Annotated in this window: 22 protein-coding genes, 1 other RNA gene and 1 pseudogene; 5 read left to right on the top strand and 19 right to left on the bottom strand. The window is 43.3% G+C overall.

Annotated elements, in window-relative coordinates; translation table 11 throughout:
- Positions 1 to 177: 177 nt before the first annotated feature.
- The 9 genes from BGC07_RS07215 to BGC07_RS07170 form a co-directional block, all read right to left on the bottom strand.
- Complete coding sequence (locus BGC07_RS07215; protein ID WP_069312551.1) at positions 178 to 420, bottom strand: hotdog family protein; 243 nt, start codon at positions 418 to 420, stop codon at positions 178 to 180.
- The gene (locus tag BGC07_RS07210; protein ID WP_069312550.1) at positions 414 to 1,226 is read right to left on the bottom strand and encodes a beta-ketoacyl synthase chain length factor; all 813 of its coding nucleotides are present in this window, start codon (positions 1,224 to 1,226) and stop codon (positions 414 to 416) included. Before BGC07_RS07210 ends, BGC07_RS07215 begins: the two co-directional genes overlap by 7 nt.
- Before the next feature lies 1 nt (position 1,227).
- On the bottom strand, positions 1,228 to 2,409 hold the full coding sequence (locus tag BGC07_RS07205) for a beta-ketoacyl-ACP synthase (protein WP_069312549.1): 1,182 nt from the start codon (positions 2,407 to 2,409) through the stop codon (positions 1,228 to 1,230).
- A gap of 3 nt (positions 2,410 to 2,412) precedes the next feature.
- A complete protein-coding gene (locus tag BGC07_RS07200) occupies positions 2,413 to 2,826 on the bottom strand; it encodes a hypothetical protein (protein ID WP_069312548.1) in 414 nt (137 codons plus the stop codon).
- Between the two features lie 257 nt (positions 2,827 to 3,083).
- Positions 3,084 to 3,866, bottom strand: coding sequence for an LpxL/LpxP family acyltransferase (locus BGC07_RS07195; protein WP_139121646.1), 783 nt, complete (start codon positions 3,864 to 3,866; stop codon positions 3,084 to 3,086).
- Positions 3,867 to 3,969: 103 nt separating this feature from the next.
- Complete coding sequence (locus tag BGC07_RS07185) at positions 3,970 to 4,251, bottom strand: hypothetical protein (protein WP_069312545.1); 282 nt, start codon at positions 4,249 to 4,251, stop codon at positions 3,970 to 3,972.
- Entirely contained in the window at positions 4,241 to 5,236 is a 996-nt protein-coding gene (locus BGC07_RS07180) for an AMP-binding protein (RefSeq protein WP_394332132.1), read from the bottom strand. The genes BGC07_RS07185 and BGC07_RS07180 overlap by 11 nt, the downstream gene beginning before the upstream one ends.
- A gap of 101 nt (positions 5,237 to 5,337) precedes the next feature.
- Positions 5,338 to 5,583: a hypothetical protein gene (locus tag BGC07_RS07175; protein WP_069312543.1), complete on the bottom strand. Its 246-nt coding sequence runs from the start codon at positions 5,581 to 5,583 to the stop codon at positions 5,338 to 5,340.
- A 185-nt stretch (positions 5,584 to 5,768) separates the two neighbouring features.
- Positions 5,769 to 6,161 (bottom strand): RNA-binding S4 domain-containing protein, encoded by a 393-nt coding sequence (locus BGC07_RS07170; protein WP_069312542.1) that lies wholly within the window; start codon positions 6,159 to 6,161, stop codon positions 5,769 to 5,771.
- A 169-nt stretch (positions 6,162 to 6,330) separates the two neighbouring features.
- Between BGC07_RS07170 and nudE the strand changes: the two genes are divergently transcribed.
- Both nudE and cysQ read left to right on the top strand, forming a co-directional pair.
- Complete coding sequence (nudE, locus tag BGC07_RS07165; protein ID WP_235603015.1) at positions 6,331 to 6,849, top strand: ADP compounds hydrolase NudE; 519 nt, start codon at positions 6,331 to 6,333, stop codon at positions 6,847 to 6,849.
- A gap of 26 nt (positions 6,850 to 6,875) precedes the next feature.
- Positions 6,876 to 7,676 (top strand): 3'(2'),5'-bisphosphate nucleotidase CysQ, encoded by an 801-nt coding sequence (gene cysQ / locus BGC07_RS07160; protein ID WP_077216802.1) that lies wholly within the window; start codon positions 6,876 to 6,878, stop codon positions 7,674 to 7,676.
- A gap of 96 nt (positions 7,677 to 7,772) precedes the next feature.
- Here the strand turns inward: cysQ and BGC07_RS22040 are convergent, their stop codons facing one another.
- From BGC07_RS22040 to BGC07_RS07130, 7 genes and pseudogenes are all read right to left on the bottom strand, one after another.
- Positions 7,773 to 8,750 carry a methyl-accepting chemotaxis protein gene (locus BGC07_RS22040; protein WP_235603014.1) on the bottom strand — a complete coding sequence of 326 codons (978 nt, stop codon included), beginning with the start codon at positions 8,748 to 8,750 and terminating at the stop codon, positions 7,773 to 7,775.
- A complete protein-coding gene (locus BGC07_RS22035; RefSeq protein WP_235603013.1) occupies positions 8,716 to 9,429 on the bottom strand; it encodes a hypothetical protein in 714 nt (237 codons plus the stop codon). The genes BGC07_RS22040 and BGC07_RS22035 overlap by 35 nt, the downstream gene beginning before the upstream one ends.
- Before the next feature lie 87 nt (positions 9,430 to 9,516).
- Positions 9,517 to 9,975 (bottom strand): EVE domain-containing protein, encoded by a 459-nt coding sequence (locus BGC07_RS07150; protein WP_069312540.1) that lies wholly within the window; start codon positions 9,973 to 9,975, stop codon positions 9,517 to 9,519.
- Between the two features lie 10 nt (positions 9,976 to 9,985).
- Positions 9,986 to 10,509, bottom strand: a pseudogene (locus tag BGC07_RS07145) (5-formyltetrahydrofolate cyclo-ligase).
- Positions 10,510 to 10,585: 76 nt separating this feature from the next.
- Positions 10,586 to 10,766, bottom strand: a non-coding RNA gene (gene ssrS / locus BGC07_RS07140) — 6S RNA.
- An 8-nt stretch (positions 10,767 to 10,774) separates the two neighbouring features.
- Positions 10,775 to 11,104, bottom strand: coding sequence for a cell division protein ZapA (locus tag BGC07_RS07135; RefSeq protein ID WP_069312539.1), 330 nt, complete (start codon positions 11,102 to 11,104; stop codon positions 10,775 to 10,777).
- Entirely contained in the window at positions 11,085 to 11,309 is a 225-nt protein-coding gene (locus BGC07_RS07130) for a TIGR02449 family protein (protein WP_069312538.1), read from the bottom strand. The genes BGC07_RS07135 and BGC07_RS07130 overlap by 20 nt, the downstream gene beginning before the upstream one ends.
- A gap of 132 nt (positions 11,310 to 11,441) precedes the next feature.
- Here BGC07_RS07130 and BGC07_RS07125 point away from each other — a divergent pair, with 132 nt between their 5' ends.
- Genes BGC07_RS07125 through BGC07_RS07115 form a run of 3 tightly spaced genes read left to right on the top strand, consistent with a single transcriptional unit; the run spans position 11,442 to position 14,555 of the window.
- On the top strand, positions 11,442 to 12,023 hold the full coding sequence (locus BGC07_RS07125) for a UPF0149 family protein (protein WP_069312537.1): 582 nt from the start codon (positions 11,442 to 11,444) through the stop codon (positions 12,021 to 12,023).
- Positions 12,024 to 12,049: 26 nt separating this feature from the next.
- Positions 12,050 to 13,330: an FAD-dependent monooxygenase gene (locus tag BGC07_RS07120; protein WP_069312536.1), complete on the top strand. Its 1,281-nt coding sequence runs from the start codon at positions 12,050 to 12,052 to the stop codon at positions 13,328 to 13,330.
- Positions 13,317 to 14,555 carry a UbiH/UbiF/VisC/COQ6 family ubiquinone biosynthesis hydroxylase gene (locus BGC07_RS07115; protein ID WP_069312535.1) on the top strand — a complete coding sequence of 413 codons (1,239 nt, stop codon included), beginning with the start codon at positions 13,317 to 13,319 and terminating at the stop codon, positions 14,553 to 14,555. The genes BGC07_RS07120 and BGC07_RS07115 overlap by 14 nt, the downstream gene beginning before the upstream one ends.
- Here BGC07_RS07115 and BGC07_RS22030 read toward each other — a convergent pair.
- The 3 genes from BGC07_RS22030 to BGC07_RS07105 all read right to left on the bottom strand — a co-directional run bounded on the left by BGC07_RS22030 (position 14,552) and on the right by BGC07_RS07105 (position 16,237).
- Complete coding sequence (locus BGC07_RS22030) at positions 14,552 to 14,710, bottom strand: hypothetical protein (protein ID WP_235603012.1); 159 nt, start codon at positions 14,708 to 14,710, stop codon at positions 14,552 to 14,554. The two genes, BGC07_RS07115 and BGC07_RS22030, sit on opposite strands and share 4 nt — an antisense overlap.
- 49 nt (positions 14,711 to 14,759) lie before the next feature.
- Entirely contained in the window at positions 14,760 to 15,176 is a 417-nt protein-coding gene (locus BGC07_RS07110; RefSeq protein WP_235603011.1) for a hypothetical protein, read from the bottom strand.
- 77 nt (positions 15,177 to 15,253) lie between these two features.
- Positions 15,254 to 16,237 carry a WD40 repeat domain-containing protein gene (locus BGC07_RS07105; protein WP_235603010.1) on the bottom strand — a complete coding sequence of 328 codons (984 nt, stop codon included), beginning with the start codon at positions 16,235 to 16,237 and terminating at the stop codon, positions 15,254 to 15,256.
- Positions 16,238 to 16,263 lie beyond the last annotated feature (26 nt).

The following is a 16,263-nucleotide window of genomic DNA, read 5'->3' as shown; positions in this document are numbered from 1 at the left end:
ATAATTTCACCTGTTAAACAGGGTTGGTTAGCCGCTTTAATAGAGAAGGTGTAGCAAAAAGTAGAGTTTAAAATAATTTGTTGTTCAACCTGAATGGTTAACGTTGATGAATTGCTATCAAGATAACGCTGATAAGCGGTTAAGTTTTTGGCCTGGACGAGAACACCGGATTGGGGTTTATTGGGGGGGGGTATTTGTAATGGTTAAGCCGATATGCAGTGCGGCGGCTTGGGCTGCATACTCTATTCCAGTATAAATGCTTAAATGACCGTGGTCATTATGTAAAGGGTGAGGCGAGTTTAAGTGGGTATTGCTATAGGCACTTAGCCTAGTATTATCATGTAGTTTGGCACTTTCAAGTAAGAGCATAGGGCTGGTATGCGGTAAATAATCAGCAATTTGGCCAGTTGCTATTAACATGGCTTTACCTCAATATTCAGTGCCGTCTCGGCCGATAGCTGTAATTGAATTGTGTGTTCGCGCTCGCAGGCGATGGCTTCGAGCAAAGGGAGTAGTTTTGCTGCAGGATTTTCTAAATACAGTGTATTTAATCTGCTGTCTTTGCTTTGCCAGTTGTCTTGTTGGTTAATAGCCTGCTGATCTATGACTTGAATATTAAGCGTTGTGAGTGTGTTAGTTGTTTTTATTGGAGTTGCATGCCAAGCAATGGCAGCGCTGTCTTGAATATTAATAAATGGATTATCTGGAAAATGGGTATTAATATCATAGCAGCAAGCGATTGTATTTTTATTTTCTATATGTGTTTGTAATACGGTTTCTAAGAGCGCACAAGCGGCGCTATACTCACAGGCCGATAGGCTGATTGTTTGACTATGATTATTGGTTTGAATGCTCCAGACGCCAGCGGCCGTATTCAGTAATGAATGGCTGAATTTTAATGGTGAGACATAGGGCGGAGATTCTAGTAGTGAGTTGCAGATATGATCTAATGTTGCGCTATCACCAATACTGGAGGCGAAGATTCCAACCGGCTGTTTGGCTTGTGTCGTGTTAATATCAATCGCTTGTGATAGTGCTGCGAGTGCTAAGCGACAAATATAAGGAACGCGCTGTAAAGCACGTTTGTTGACGCCTTCAACCTGCAAAGCTGGCTCGCATTGCTTAAGTGCTACTCGCTGATCTTGAGTTTGGCAGAAGTTTTTAAATGCTGACCAATGATGCAGGCCAGGAAGAATTAAGCCTATTTTTTCAATATAAATTTTCATGTTAGCGCACCCGGCTTAATATCAGACTGGAGTTATTGCCCCCAAAGCCTATGGAGTGTACCAGGGCATGATTAAGGCTGGCTTGGGTATTTTCCTTGATGACGTTACCTTGTATTGCTTTGTCTTGTTCTTGTAAATTCAATGTGCCCCACAAGGTTTGTTGCTCTAGCGCTAAGGCGGTAAAGATAGTCTCGATTGCACCGGCAGCCCCCAGGGTGTGACCGGTCCAGCCTTTGGTTGAACTATAAGGTGTTTTGTTGCCAAAAAGTTGGCAGATTGCCTGATCTTCTGCTTTGTCGTTGACAAGGCTGGCGGTGCCGTGACTGTTGATATAGCCGATATCTTGAGTTTGCAGCTTCGCTTGTTTGAGCGCCTGTTGCATGGAATAAACTGCACCGATTGCATCGGCTGAGGGGGTGGAAATATGATGAGCGTCGCTGCTTTCACCGCTGCTGGCAAGAATGATGTCTCCAGTCGCTATGCTCGCCTTTTCGAGTAAAATAAACCCAGCGCCTTCACCGATATTAAGGCCATTGCGGTGTTGATCACAGGGGCGGCAGGGTTCAGGGCTGAGTAATTCTAATGAGTTAAAGCCTTGTAATGTGGTTAAGCATAGGCTTTCAACGCCACCAACGACAGCCGCATCGACGATGCCCGCTCGTATTAAGCGCGCTGCCTGGTTAAAAACACTGAGGCTAGAGGTGCACGCATTGCCTATGGTGTAATGAAGTCCGGTGAGTCCTAAGTAGCGGCTGATAAATTCACTGGTTGCACCATTATAAGAGGTTCGTCGATAATTAAAATCTTGAGGCCACAGACCGTTATGTGATGCGCGATAGGCTTTTTCAACCTCTTCGAGGCCAGAGCTAGTCGTGCCGATGAGCGTGGCAATACGAGATGTGCCATAACGAGATTTTGCCTGATTTACTGCACCGATAAAGCCATCGGTCTCTAGGGCAAGTTGGACAATTTGTTGATTGCGGCACTGATACTCTTTAAGAGCTTCTGGGGCAAAAGCGTATTCTAAGCCTGTCACTTTGCCGATATAACTATTGATAGTCGCTTCTGGATAGTCGCAAGGAGTGAGTCCTGATTGTTGTTGCTGTAATGCGCCAAGCTGAGCTTGTTTACCAAGACCGAGTGCTGAAACGATGCTGTAATGTTGAAGCTTTATGGTTGGCATAGGTTAGTTCTGACCCTGTGTTGGTATTGGAGCATGAGTAAATCGCATGCTCCATTTTGCACCACTGTTTTGGCTAAGAGCAAAGGTTTTTAATTGGCTGCTGTTACCGGTAATTTTAATTTGTGTAATTGTTGTTTGCTCAATTTTTTTGGGAATGAGTATAAGCGACCAATGCTGGTTTGTACCAATTAGATTAATAAGGTAGTGATTGCTTAGTGATTGGCTGCTATTACTCGTTAAGCTTCTAAGGGAGGTGACGAGTTGTTCGAGTAAGGGATAGTCTTTAATGGTTAGGGTTTGACTTAACTGACTATTGCTATAAAAGTAGAGCTGATCATTTTTGATGATTATTTTTCTACTTTGTTGTTTTTGATCTATAAATTGCTGCTCGATGATGCCAGAAGAGTGAATTGTCACTCGACCTTGGCTATTAACGGGGGTGTGTGAGAATGAAAACGTACGCTTGGCATAATAGTAAAGCGTTAGTGGTTTAGGCTGCGAAGAAAGCTGTTGGCTAATGGTTGTAAGCAGTTGGCTTGTCTGTGATGGTTGTTGAGCGCTTGCATCAGCCGGACCTAAGATTAAAAATAGCGTTACGCTTAAGGTTAAATAAAATGGAGTAATAATTTTAAAATTTTTTGAAAAAATAAATCATATTAATTTAACTCATTAATTTAGTTTTTTTGCCAAATATTGTAAAAATTAAACCAATTGTAAGGGAATTTTTTGGCATATTTTTCTAAACGTGTTGTAAATTGAGTGGCTGCGGCTTGCATAATCGTCAAGCGTGTTTTACGGTCATTTGGAATATGGTGAATTAGTGGCTCAATGTAAATATCATAATGGTTTTTGCCTTGATAAAGAGCGAAAAACGTGAGGATAGGCACTTGAGCCAAGCTGGCGAGATAGTAGGGCGTTAATGGCATTTGAAGTGATGCATCCAAAAAAGAGCATGGATGAACTCGCTCTTTCGGATAGCTGCGATCGCCTAAAATACCGACGCAGCCGCCTCTTGCTAAAGTACTTTGGGCCTGTAATAAACCATTTAAGCCATCACTTGGAATGATTAAATCTGCAAGTTCTGGGTTAAGTTCGCTAGCTAATAAATTAAAATGAGAAGAAAGTTCAACATTCATTAGTGCTTTAATTTCTGTGGTCTGTGCTTGATAAATAGCGAGTGAGCGCATCGCTTCAAAGCTGCCTAAGTGTGAACCGAGTAAAATATAACCCGTTTTTTGTTGTTTTAAATGTTCTAGGCCATGAATGGAAAAGTTTAAGTGCTCTTTAGGGGCTGTTAGCATAAAAGCACGGTCGATGATGGTCATGCCATAATGATGATAATGCTTTAACGTGTGGTAAAAACGGGCCTTTTGAGGCGATTTTATTTTCTGTAAAAATTGCTTTGAGGCCTTACGACCGCGAATCGAAAAGCAAAAAAATAGCTGCTGATTAGCCAAATGATGAGTTTAGCAACAGGACGACCCCCAGGCAGAGAGATCAGCTTGAGCATGATGCGCAAGCCAATCAGACTGCCGCGATCAGCCTGAGATAACCAGGCGCTCATCGAAGCTCTCCTTTGAGGCGAGCTTGTAAAAATAATTGTGAGTCGTTTTTTGCTCGAATGATATAAATTCCCGGCTTTTGTTCTGTGAGCTGCCATTCATAGTGAGTCTCAGGCGTTAAACTCTGTGGAAATTTAGCCTGTATCACTTGTAAGGATGTGATGGTTGGATGGGTTTGATAAATGTAGTCTATGGCTAAGCTCAGCAAATATGCACCTGGAACGATAGGCTGGTGATCGAAGTGACCTTGAAAGCACGCATGATTTTTATTAAATCTCATGACGGCAACGCTCTAACAGTTCTTTTAAAGAGGATAATGTCAGTTTGCTGACTTCATTGCGTGGTAACTCTTCTAGTTTATAGATTTCTTTGGGGACAAAGATAGGGTCAAAATATTGTTTGATTTTTTGTTTGATCATTGTGGTTGTGACTAATTTTTCATCAAAGCAGACAAAAAGGATTAGACGTTGATATAGTTTTGTATGACTTTCTTGCTCGGGTAAATAAAAAGCAGCGTCTTTTATTCCAGAGATTTCTTTGACGGTATGATGGAGTTCTGCAAGAGATGCGCGTTTGCCTGCGACTTTAATTAAATCGTTACTACGTGGCCCAAGAGTAAAGCGATTATCGGTGATATTCTCAATGGTGTCATGCAACTCTGTGAGAATATTGGGACTGCCATCACTTTGAGTTTGTGATAGGTAAAATCGTTGTGCTTTTTTGATGATGCTTCGGCCTGAAAATAATTGCCAATCTTGTTCATAGGCGGCTTGTCGAGTGGCGATGGCACCGGTTTCGGTACTGCCATAAATTTCATAAACAGGCGCTTTAAATAATGCTTCGACGTGTTTGGCCAGATTTTGGCTAAGTGGGGCGGTGGCGGAGAGGACGCCACGAATGTTTGGAAAGTTTAAGCCAGATTGAACGCAAGCGTTAAGGTGAAAAGGGGTGGTAATGAGTATAGAGTCTGTGCCTAATTGGCTTAAACGTTTTAGGATGTCACTGGGGAGCTGAGCCATCTGGTCATGGACATTGGCTTGTAGAGGAAGCGCCCAAAAGAGGCGGTGCTCCAGCCCATACATATGCTGAGAGGGGACTGTGGCCAAAATAGTGCTGCCCTGCCAGTGTTTGAAATGCTGTGCGGTTGTTTGGGCGAGAGTGAGTAAGCGCCGCCAGCTCATTGCATGTAGCGTGGGCGTGCCGCTGCTGCCAGATGTCGAGAGGTGTACAGCGATGCCATCAGGATTGATCAGCAGCGGTGGTATTTTGTTATCTGAGTGAGCCGCGAAAATTTTCTCTATCTTTAATCGTGCTAGTTGTTCATCAGTGAGTGGATAGAGATCCGAAAAATGTTTAGATAGCTGTGTTAAGGTACTTGGAGCTGTGTTTGCTGGGAGGACGATTGTTTTTTACTGTAGGCTGCCGCAAGCAGTACTAACCAAAAGTCTGAAGTTGATGTTGCAAGGTTGGCTATATGTGTGGTTGTTGTAGGCAAGTGCTTGGATAAGGCAAAGGCATGACTTAGTAAATCAGTCCAGGGAGTGATAGCACCGGATTGACTAATAAATTTTGTTTTAAAATTTTGAGTAAAAAACTCAGTTATCGATAGCATTTTTGATGAAACCACTTCACTCTACATTTTTAAAATACCAGAGCATAAAAATTATAAAAACGAAAAATCTACCACAAGAAGTGCCTCTCAGTAAATTATTTGCCCTTTACCTTATGGCAGGCTTAAGCGTGTAAACTGTACAAGAGTTGGACCATAAAGCAGACTAGAGTTCAATAGCGTACGACTTATAAATTTTTTCTATTAAAGTCAATTAGCTGCCTTCGCTGTTTTTTGTCAGGGCGACCTTCATGGGCAATTTGGCCAAGTGCTTTGCGCTCTGCAAGTTGTTTTTCACGTAATTTTTGGCTTTCTTGAGTTTCTTGATAGAGCAAGACGGCCTCCTTTGCGCCACGTCTTTGGCTGGATAGTGCTTGAATAATAACGGTTTTTTCGGCAAAACCTTGGCGAATGACTAAGATTGCGCCGACGATGGCTTTATGGCTAGGCTTGATGCGTTGACCGTTGCAGTGGACTTTCCCTCCCTCTATCGCTGTTTTTGCCAGTGCGCGCGTTTTAAAAAAGCGTGCCGCCCAAAGCCACTTATCGAGACGAACGGTTTCTGTGACCTCTTGTGTCATAGACAATTTCTCCAGGGTTTTAAATGAGACGAGTATAACAGAAGTGGGTCATGCATTGCGCCATCAATAATGCTCTTCAAACTGAGTTAAGGCTGGTATAATTGACAAAATATTCTAATGGAAGGGATAGCGATGAAGAAAAAACCTGAAATTTTAAAACGTGAGATTGTTGCACGCAGTCGTTTTTTTTTCGATAGAGCAGATTGACCTTCGTTTTAGTAATGATGAACTGCGCCAGTATGAGCGTATTCCTCGCGCTCAGCACCATAATGGGGCTGTTTTGATTGTTCCTGTTATAGATAAAGATCACTTCTTGTTAGTGCGTGAGTATGCTGCCGGAGTTGATGACTATACCTTAGCGTTTCCTAAAGGTTTGGTGGATGCTGGAGAAACTGCGGAACAAGCAGCGAATCGAGAACTCAAAGAAGAGGTTGGCTATGGGGCGCAGACCTTAACGAAGCTAAAAAGTATGACTCTAGCACCAGGCTACTTTGGTCATTCTATTCAAGTTTTTGTTGCTGAAAACCTTTATCCACAAAAGCTTGTTGGGGATGAACCTGAAGAGCTGGAAGTTGTATCATGGCCTTTTGAAAAATATGAGGACTTGTTGATGCGTGATGATTTTCATGAAGCACGTAGCCTCGCAGCACTTTATATGGCAAAAGATTTTTTCAAGTCGATAAATTAATCTAAAGACAATCTATTGGAGAAATAGTGAAAGAACAAAGCCTACTCGATAGCGTGATTGCTTTGGTCAAGGAAGCAGGCCGCCGCGTACTTGATATTTATAAAAATATTGATTCTCTTGAAATTGCTGTGAAAGCAGATTCCACACCGCTAATTTCTGCAGATTTAGAATCCCATGAAGTGCTAATGGGAGGCTTGGCGGCGCTGACACCGGATTACCCAATAATCTCTGAAGAATTAACGAATGTTTCTTTTGTAGAACGTCAGAGTTGGTCGCGTTATTGGCTGATTGATCCTTTGGATGGCACGCGAGAGTTTATTCGTGGTAATGATGAATTTACAATTAATGTCGCCTTGATTGAAGAGGGGCGTCCTATTTTAGGGGTTGTTTATGTACCTGTGACGGGAGAGTGTTACTTTGCGAGTGAGGGTGAAGGGGCCTTTTTGCAGCAAGATCGTTATTTGCCTGAGCGTATTCGCAGTCGACCGTATCGGCAAGGTGAGAAAATTCGTTTGGTGGCTGGGCGTTGGCACGATTTGGATCGTTTGGGGGAGTTTACTCGCCAATTCCCAGAGTATTCTATTGAAGAGGTGGGCAGTGCCTTAAAGCTGTGTTTAATCGCCGCTGGTCGAGCGGATTTGTGTTTACGCTTAGTGCCAAGCTCTGAGTGGGATATGGCTGCGGCTCATATGATCTTACGAGAAGCTGGTGGCGATATTGTTGATTTTCAATTCAAAACTTTAAAATATAACCAAAAAGAAGATTTTCATAACCCCTATTTAATCGCGATGGGGGACGTTCGCCATAATTGGCATCAGTATTTCTAGCGCTCACTAGCTGATGAGAGTTGAAAAAATAAGATAAAATAAGCCGTAATTGCGGCTTATTTTATGGTTCTGGTTATTTTATCGATATCAACTAAATCAAGCAGATTCTTCAAGTTTAAATTGTTCGAGTAATTTAGATAAACCATCGCTAAGTTCGGAGAGTTCTTGGCTATGGACTGTTGTTTCGCCTGTTTTAGCTGTTGTGTTTTGAGCGAGGCTATTAATTTTACTGACTTGTTGCGTTACTGCACCAAAGGAGGTGCTTTGCTCTTTAATCAGCGATTCGATTTGGGCATTGGTGGTTGAGATTTCAGAGACAATGGTAATAATTGAAGTGAGTAACTCTGACATTTTTTCAGACTGTTGTACGCTCGCATCTGCACGCTCTTTTCCCTTGTCCATGGCTTCGACGGCATTATTGGCATGGGAGCGTAATTGCTCAATCAGGTCATAAATTTGTTCTGCAGAATCGCCGGTACGTTGGGCAAGCCCCCGGACTTCGTCGGCAACAACAGCGAATCCGCGACCCTGCTCACCGGCACGTGCAGCTTCAATAGCTGCATTTAAAGCAAGCATATTGGTTTGTTCAGAGATGCCTTTGATGACATCAAGAATACTACCGACGTTATTGCTGGCTTCATTGAGTGAAGTAATAACTTGGGCGGTTGTTTCTACCTCTTTGGCGAGACTACCAATGGTTTCGCGTGTTTCTGTGACGACCTTTTGCCCTTCATGAGATTTTTGGTCGGCATTTCTGGCTGATTGAGCGACATTTTCCGCTTTTGAGACGACGGTTTTCATGGTTTCATTCATTGTTGTCATTGCTGCTTGAATCTGCTCTGCTCCGCTTGCTTGTTCTGTGAGTTGTGATTGCGCTTCTCCCATCATGGTAGACATGGTGGTTGATGAATTGCTAACTCGCTGAGTCATGTGATTAATTTCAGCGATTAAAGTACCAATTTTACTTTTAAGTGTTTCGATGGCAGTGCCAATTTGGCCGATCTCATCTCTTCCTAGAGGCTGGCATTGATGGGTAAAGTCACCTTCGGTAATGTGCTCTAAGTCTCTGACCAAAAAACTGCACGCGGCGAATGATCAATCGGCGCACTAAAATGGCATAGGTCGCGGCACCTGCAACAATTGCGATGATGATTAAAATGAGGGTAAACAGGACAGTTTGTTGTTTTTTCTTAAGTGCCACTTGAGTGGTTGTGGCCAAATTTTTAGAGATTGCTTCTGCTGCGGTTGTTAGAGTCTTGAGTGGTGCTCTGTCTATGCCAGAAACAGCTTTGTCCCCAGCTTTGCTGTCATAGCCGCTGGCTTCAAATTGCCTAAGACCTTGGCGATATTTTTCAGCGAGTGTTTTATGGTCATTGATAAATGTTGCTAACAGTTGGCGGGACGTTTTATGGTGAGGCCCTGAAAGCCCTTTAAGCAACTTTTCTGATTGTTTTCTCACTTGTGTTTCTTTGTCTTCAAACTTGCCGAGATATTTGTTAAATTTATTTTTATCGTAACCACGCAATAAGACATTTTTCCATTCTTGGACTTGCTCCTTGAAGTTGATGCTAATTTTCAAAACAGCATGCTCGTGAGCTTGGTCGACCTCAATGATACGACCGAGCTCATTCATTGATGACCATGAGCTGCTGAGGCCATAAAATCCAGCGCCGGCAATTAAAAGAACAGTAATGCTAGAAATACCCAGCAGCTTGACGGTCAAGCTGTTAAGACTAGATACGAAAGTGCGCATACCAAACCGCTCTAAAGCTAAAGGATCCCTAGTTTTAGTTTAGGTGATAATTGAACTAGTTGGGTGGGTGTGCATCAGAATTGAAATTTAACGCATAGATAGAATCGTTTGCCACTGTTCAGGCGTTACAGGGGTGATTGAGAGCCGATTGCCTTTTCTAACAACAGCCATTTCACTGAGTTCGGCAGTTTGTTTTAGAGTGTTTAGTGAGATGGCCTTACTAAACTTTTCAACAAATTTGACATCGACCATCATCCAGCGTGGTTTGTCGGTGGTGGCTTTAGGGTCATAATATTTAGATTCAGGGTCAAATTGGGTGTGGTCTGGATACGGTTTGCTTGCGACTTTCATGATGCCAACGATGCCTGGAACCTTACAATTGGAGTGATAAAAGAAAATCAAATCATCTACTTTCATCTCATCACGCATCATATTACGGGCTTGGTAGTTACGGATGCCGTCCCAGCTGTCGGTTTGTTTGGGTAGTGCTTGTAAGTCATCGATGCCAAAAGCATCAGGCTCTGATTTCATTAGCCAATAATTCATAAAATATTACCTAAAATACATAAAAATTTTGATCTGTAATAATAGCATGCAAAGGAATGTCCCAGCTATCGGTGGGGAGGTCGTCAAGCTGTTGTGCTCGGTGAGCGCAGCCAATTAATTTGATTTGCCCCACCAGGTCGGCAAAACTTGTATCATAATAACCGCCACCCATGCCGAGGCGATTACCATTAGTGTCAAAAGCAACTAAAGGGAGTAAAACGGCATCAAGCTCTGTGGGTGTTATTATTTTGTCTGTAATAGGCTCGCTAATGCCATAGCGGTTAGTTTGTAACCTGGTATTTTCTTGGTACAACCCAAAGGTGAGGGCTTTGCCTGTTTTGGGGACTATAGGGAGGTAACAGTCTTTTTTTGTGCCCAAAGTGCATGCGAAGTGGGGGTAAGGTCGATCTCGCCGTCGGCACTCATGTAAAGCGCAATGTGTTGAGCATCATCTAAAATATTGCAATTAGTGAGCTGAGTTATAAAATTATTTGCTGCTAATTGTTGGTTTGAAGCAGAGAGTGATCGGCGCATTTTGCGCATATGATAGCGTAGTTGTTGTTTTGTACTCATGGTATTGAGTGTTGTGTTTTATTCTTGTTGAAAATAGAAGTCCCCCATCGTGCCGTTGAGGTGCGCAGCATTGAACCCAGTTAAACTAGGTGGGTGTCTCTTGTAGGGCATCAGGCGTCTTACTCAAAGGCAAGCAGGCTCACAGCACTACGTTCAACTCCCGGCATGTGCGATATCGGCTCAAGATGTTTACCTCATCTCGTACACGACAGTGGGACTGATTCCATTATATCTCTTTTTCATCAGAAAAGCGAAGTGCTTGTTTAACTTTGTTTTCTAATAGCTCAAGTTGTTGATTAACATCGTCTATATAATTATCACGATGGTCCATATTTTGTAGATAATCATGAGCAAGATTGAGGGCGGCCATGATCGCAATGCGTTCAACACCGATGACTTTACCACTGTCACGGATATGACGCATTTTATCGTCTAATAATAGTGCCGCTTCTTCGAGCGCGCGGTATTGGTCGGGAGGACAGTTGACTTGATAATACTTATCCAAGACTTTTATCGCTTTAACAATAGCAGGGTATTTAGGCGCTTGCTTTGACATTGGCTTTTTCCAATTCTTCAAGACGCAGTAACATGGACTCGATACGAGTTTTGGCGACTTGGTTTTTGTCCAGCAGCTGAGAGCGTTCTTTAATGAGCGCATTTTTCTGTGTTTTTAGGGCAAGATTCTCTTTTTTGAGCTGCTCACAGAGCTCGATCATTTTGCCGATATCGCGAGTTAAGGCCGCAAGTTTGAGCTCATCCATTGGCATACCCTTTTTACTCCCTATACCTCTAGGGTAGAAGCTGTTGATTGCAAGGTCAACGTTGTTAAATATTGGCTAGGCTGGGGGGCTGATGGTAGGATATTGGCGTCACTTGAGTGGAGATAGGCTAAAATGAGCCAAACGTTAATTGAATTTGAAAAAATAGAAAATGCTTTAAACACCCTTGGCATTGAAGGGATGAGCGCGGCCGATGTCCACGGCTTACTTGTTGGAATGCTCGCCGGCCAAGAGAAACTCACCTGTAAATTTTGGCTAGAAAAAGCCATATTGGCCAGTATTGAGTCAGACTCTAAATCTGATTTATTTGCAAATGTGATGGCAAAAGAACCAGTAAAACAGTTAGAACAGCTTTTTAAGGTGAGCTGGGAGCAAATGTATGCAGGTGATTTCGAGTTTTCCCTATTGTTACCTGATGACTCTGCAGATTTAGCAGAGCGCGCAAGCCTATTGTGTGCTTGGACCCAGGGTTTTTTAACTGGGTTGCACTTATCTGGGGTGAATATTGCTAAATATAAAGAAGGCGAGTTGGCTGCAACGTTGAAAGATTTGACAGAAATTGCTCAATTAGATTTAGCCATCGAAGACAATGAAGAAAATGAAACCGCTTATACGGAAATTGCTGAGTATGTTCGTATGGCAGCTCTTTTTATTCATAGCGAGTTAACAGGCTCTGATCGTCCTGCTGTGCACTAACGGTGAGTAAGGTGAAGTAAATCGCTATGAAACAGGTTGATGTCGCAATTGTGGGCGGTGGCGTTGTGGGTTGCAGTTTAGCCTTAGCCCTGGTCCAGTTTACTAATTTAGACGTTGCTCTAATTGAAGCACTGCCTGCCAATGACCAGGAAAAATTGAGCGCGTTGGACCAGCGTTCGATTGCATTATCTTTGACGAGCTGTCGATTATTAAAGCATCTGGGTCTTTGGCAAAATTTACAGCTTCACGCACAGCCTATAGAGCACATTGAAGTGTCTGAACAGGGTGCTTGGTCAAAGACACGTTTAGGTGCAAAAAAATTAGGCTATGCCGCTTTTGGTTATGTGATTCCTCTTGATCTAATACAGCGCGCCTTAAGTGCTGAATTGCGTGTTTACCCTGACCGTATTCAGCACTTGGCAGGAACTCGGTTATGTGAAATGAATGATAGTGCAGACTCCGATCAGCCATTATCCACACTGACTTTACAAAAAGACGGTTTAGCCTCCGAGAGCCAACTTCAAGCACGACTTGTGATCGGCGCGGATGGAACAGGGTCTACTGTAAGACGATTAGCGAATTTCGCTGTGGAGCAACATGATTATCAACAGCAAGCTCTAGTGACCAATATTCAATTAAAACGAACCCATCAAGCACGCTCTTTTGAACGCTTTACTAAGTCAGGCTCTTTAGGTTTGTTGCCCTTAACTAAGCAGCGCATGGCCTTGTTTTGGGCTGCGCCTTGTGCAGAAATTAAGGCGTTATTGGAGCTGTCGACAGCAGACTTTATCGAGAATGTATACCAAATGGTTGGTTATTCATTAGGGGCTTGCACGGCCGTGGGTAAACGTGTTGTCTTTCCTTTAAAAAAGACGATTGCTGTTAATTCTTGGCGAGAAGGTTGTATTTTGCTAGGGAATGCTGAACATACTTTGCACCCTTTAAGCGGTCAAGGTTTAAATTTAGGGTTATATGATCTCGCGTGTATGCTTGATGTATTACAAGACAGTATTGATCGGCAGGAATTTATTGGCTCTGCAAATGTTCTAGAGCGCTATAGTCAGAAAAAACAAAAAAGAAACCAGCATATCATTCGTGATATTGATTACTTACTCGCTGGGTTTGCAAACCCTTTGGCCCCAGTGGGCAAGGTGCGTCGTGCTTGGCTATCAAGCTTGGAGCTGATGGGGCCGTTGCGTCAGGCCCGGGTGCAAAAGACTCTAGGCTGTCGGTTGCCGAGTTTGTTGACGGCAGCAGGTCCTAAGGTGTTGCAAAAAGGGGGTGAAGAATTGAATGAAGTCGTTTGATATCGTGGTGATGGGGGGAGGCATGACTGGGCTTGCTGCCGCGGCCTTTGCAGCCCAACAAGGCTTTAACGTCGCCTTAATCGAAAAGAATCAATTAAAGTTGAAGCCATTATCCATACAATTAAAAACTGGCGGGGTGTATTCGCCACGTGTTAGTGCAATTACCCCGTGTAGCCAGGCGTTCTTGGAACACCTGAGCGCCTGGCAGAGTATTTGCGAACAGCGTTGCAGCGCTTATCAGGCGATGGAGGTCTGGGAGAGTCTAGGTTCTGGGCGGATTCGTTTTGAGGCCGCTGATGTAAGGGCTGACCACTTAGGTCATATTATCGAAAATGAAGTGATTGTTCAGGCTTTATTAGAACGCGTTCAAGAGTTAGATATTGCAATATACAGTGATACACAGGCTGTTAACTTGGACATTAAAGAAGAATATGCTGAATTGCATCTGCAATCGGCTGATCGACTAAGGGCGCTAGTGGTTATTGGGGCCGATGGAGGGCAGTCTTGGGTTCGTCATCAGCTCAGTTGGCCGGTGACTTCTCGGGATTATCAGCAATGCGCTTTAGTGACGACGGTGCGCACTGAGCGCACTCATCAAAGAACAGCATGGCAGCGCTTTTTACTGACAGGGCCTTTGGCCTTTTTGCCTCTGGATGACCCTCATTACTCCTCGATTGTCTGGTCATTAGATAAAAATTGTGTTGAGCGTGTTTTGAATTTAGCAGAGCCAGAGTTTAAACGGGAGCTTGAGCAGGCGGTTGCTGGGCATTTGGGTAAGATTACCGATGTTGCAAAGCGGTTTTCATTTCCTCTACGTGCTGAGCATGCTTGTGGTTATGCCCGCCCGCGTGTGGCTCTTGTTGGTGATGCGGCCCACCGTATTCATCCGTTGGCAGGTCAGGGCATTAATTTAGGGTTTTTAGATGCGATGGCTCTTATTGATGTATTGACTCAAGTACGCGAGAAAAAGCGCGATATTGGCCATATGATGACATTGCAAAAATATGAGCGTATGCGCTATGGGCACAATGCTTTAACGAGCGCAACGATGACAGGGTTTAAAGAGTTATTTTCTACACAAGCCGAACCGTTGGTGTGGCTTAGGAGTATGGGGCTGAAATTAACGAATCAAACCGGTTTTATTAAGCGTGAACTGATTAAGCAAGCGATGGGGCGCAAGCCGGCTGTATTGGTGGGATCACCATCGTCTTTAGAGCAAGTCTAGCGTTTGGCGACACCTAGCTGCTGACGCAGTGTTAAGGCGTTGTGTTTTGCTTTTTCAGAGGCTTCTCGCTGGATGAGGGCCTCTTTTTCTGTTTTCTTAACGAGCTTTTGTGCTTTATCGAGTTCGGCATCATTTGCCTTTTTTATATTTTGCAAGTTTACCATGAGATTTTGGTAAGAAAGCGTGGCGTTATTGATATTTTCTTTAGCGCGTTGCTCGTCGCGTTTTTTTTAGTGCGGCGATACTAATTGCTATATTTGCTTCGTGTGCTAGTTTATTCTGCACTTCACTTAAATGACCCATTTCTCTACCGTGAGAGTGTTCGGTATTTTGAATTTTGTCTTCGAGCTGCTTTGCGTCACTCATTTTTTCATTGAGAATAATCTTGGCATGGCGGTGGTTTTCTTCAGCACGTTTAGCAATATTTTCCTTGCGCTCGAAAAGCTCTTCTAAATAATTTAATTCTGCAAGCTTACTTGAGCTGTGGCCAGATAAAATTTGTTGGGCATATTCTGCCGCACGTAGTTTATTTTCTTCTGTGGAGGTGAGCTCACCTGTCTCTGTGAGTATTTCACCTTCTTTGCTAAGAATGATATTTGCATTGTCAGACTGTGTTTTCATTTGCCTTGCCGCCGTTCGGGCATGATCTATGCCGCTATTATTTTAGTTAACTACTGCAAGGGGTATGCCATAATAATTTAACGCAGTTTCCAAAGTGCGGTCTTATTTTCACTGGTGACAGTAACCACTGATCTTGCTTTTGAGGTGAATGCAAGATCGAGTACAGTTGGATGTTTACGATTCCAAAAACTTGGGGAAGGGATTTGCCAGTGTCTGTGGATGTAACCTGATTTGACGCGCCAAACCCTAACGATGCCGCCTGGCGAGCCGGTTGCTAGAAATCCACTCTTTGCCGAAAAACGCGCAGCGATGACAGGTGTGGGGACTTGGCGTATTTTATAAAGATCGCCGTTTGCCTTTAATGTTGAAATGAGCTTTCCTGAGCGGGTATACCAAATTTGTGATAAACCGGTATAAGTTGAAGTGAGTAGTTTTTTCCCATTACTGGAAAACTTTAAAAACGAAATTTTTTTCCTAGTTTGAGTGTTCGAAATAGTTTTTTGGTTTTCATGTTCCATAGGTGAACTCGTCCTGACTTTGTGCCTACTGCAAAAAAAATGTGAGTTTTCGGAAAAAGTGAGATAGGTGGCTTTGTCTGTTTTGGCGATAGGGATGGAAAAGTGAATGCGGCCTGTGCGCAAGTCAACCATTTTAACTTTACCTTGATCAGTGCGAATAAGGCTGAGTAGATTTGTTTGTGAGGCTCTAATTTCTGAGACGCTAAAAGGGAGTTGCCAAAAAGCACGACTTTTTCCTGTGCGTGTGCTCCAGACAATAACATAAGGGCCACTCGCCATCACCGCATAGGATTGAGGGGTTGACAGGTCACTGATGGTATAGCCTGCAGGTAAATTTTCAGGAAAGCTCCAGGCATATTTTCCTTTGGCAGAGCGGCCGATTTGCCAGAGTTCTACAGGTGCATTGAGTGGGGTTGTTAGAACATATCTTAAATTTTTGCTAATTTGTGCTTGTTGGCTGATATTCTGACCTAATTGCCAACTTTTTTGCTGATCTGAAGAGGTACAGGCAAGCAAGAGTAAGCTTGCAGTTAAGCAGAGCATTTTTTTATGTTTTTAAAGTTTACCTT

This window comes from Piscirickettsia litoralis, from assembly GCF_001720395.1.
GTDB classification, from domain to species: domain Bacteria; phylum Pseudomonadota; class Gammaproteobacteria; order Piscirickettsiales; family Piscirickettsiaceae; genus Piscirickettsia; species Piscirickettsia litoralis.
Note: the sequence above shows the minus strand (reverse complement) of the source record. Positions and strands in the feature narration are given on the sequence as shown.

Excerpts from the sequence above, each read along its gene's own strand:
- BGC07_RS07215 (WP_069312551.1), bottom strand. The coding sequence starts at position 420 with ATGTTAATAGCAACTGGCCAAATTGCTGATTATTTACCGCATACCAGC.
- BGC07_RS07210 (WP_069312550.1), bottom strand. The coding sequence starts at position 1,226 with ATGAAAATTTATATTGAAAAAATAGGCTTAATTCTTCCTGGCCTGCAT.
- BGC07_RS07205 (WP_069312549.1), bottom strand. The coding sequence starts at position 2,409 with ATGCCAACCATAAAGCTTCAACATTACAGCATCGTTTCAGCACTCGGT.
- BGC07_RS07185 (WP_069312545.1), bottom strand. The coding sequence starts at position 4,251 with ATGAGATTTAATAAAAATCATGCGTGCTTTCAAGGTCACTTCGATCAC.
- BGC07_RS07175 (WP_069312543.1), bottom strand. The coding sequence starts at position 5,583 with ATGCTATCGATAACTGAGTTTTTTACTCAAAATTTTAAAACAAAATTT.
- BGC07_RS07170 (WP_069312542.1), bottom strand. The coding sequence starts at position 6,161 with ATGACACAAGAGGTCACAGAAACCGTTCGTCTCGATAAGTGGCTTTGG.
- BGC07_RS22035 (WP_235603013.1), bottom strand. The coding sequence starts at position 9,429 with ATGCGCACTTTCGTATCTAGTCTTAACAGCTTGACCGTCAAGCTGCTG.
- BGC07_RS07150 (WP_069312540.1), bottom strand. The coding sequence starts at position 9,975 with ATGAATTATTGGCTAATGAAATCAGAGCCTGATGCTTTTGGCATCGAT.
- BGC07_RS07135 (WP_069312539.1), bottom strand. The coding sequence starts at position 11,104 with ATGTCAAAGCAAGCGCCTAAATACCCTGCTATTGTTAAAGCGATAAAA.
- BGC07_RS07130 (WP_069312538.1), bottom strand. The coding sequence starts at position 11,309 with ATGGATGAGCTCAAACTTGCGGCCTTAACTCGCGATATCGGCAAAATG.
- BGC07_RS07125 (WP_069312537.1), top strand. The coding sequence starts at position 11,442 with ATGAGCCAAACGTTAATTGAATTTGAAAAAATAGAAAATGCTTTAAAC.
- BGC07_RS07120 (WP_069312536.1), top strand. The coding sequence starts at position 12,050 with ATGAAACAGGTTGATGTCGCAATTGTGGGCGGTGGCGTTGTGGGTTGC.
- BGC07_RS07115 (WP_069312535.1), top strand. The coding sequence starts at position 13,317 with ATGAAGTCGTTTGATATCGTGGTGATGGGGGGAGGCATGACTGGGCTT.
- BGC07_RS07110 (WP_235603011.1), bottom strand. The coding sequence starts at position 15,176 with ATGAAAACACAGTCTGACAATGCAAATATCATTCTTAGCAAAGAAGGT.
- BGC07_RS07105 (WP_235603010.1), bottom strand. The coding sequence starts at position 16,237 with ATGCTCTGCTTAACTGCAAGCTTACTCTTGCTTGCCTGTACCTCTTCA.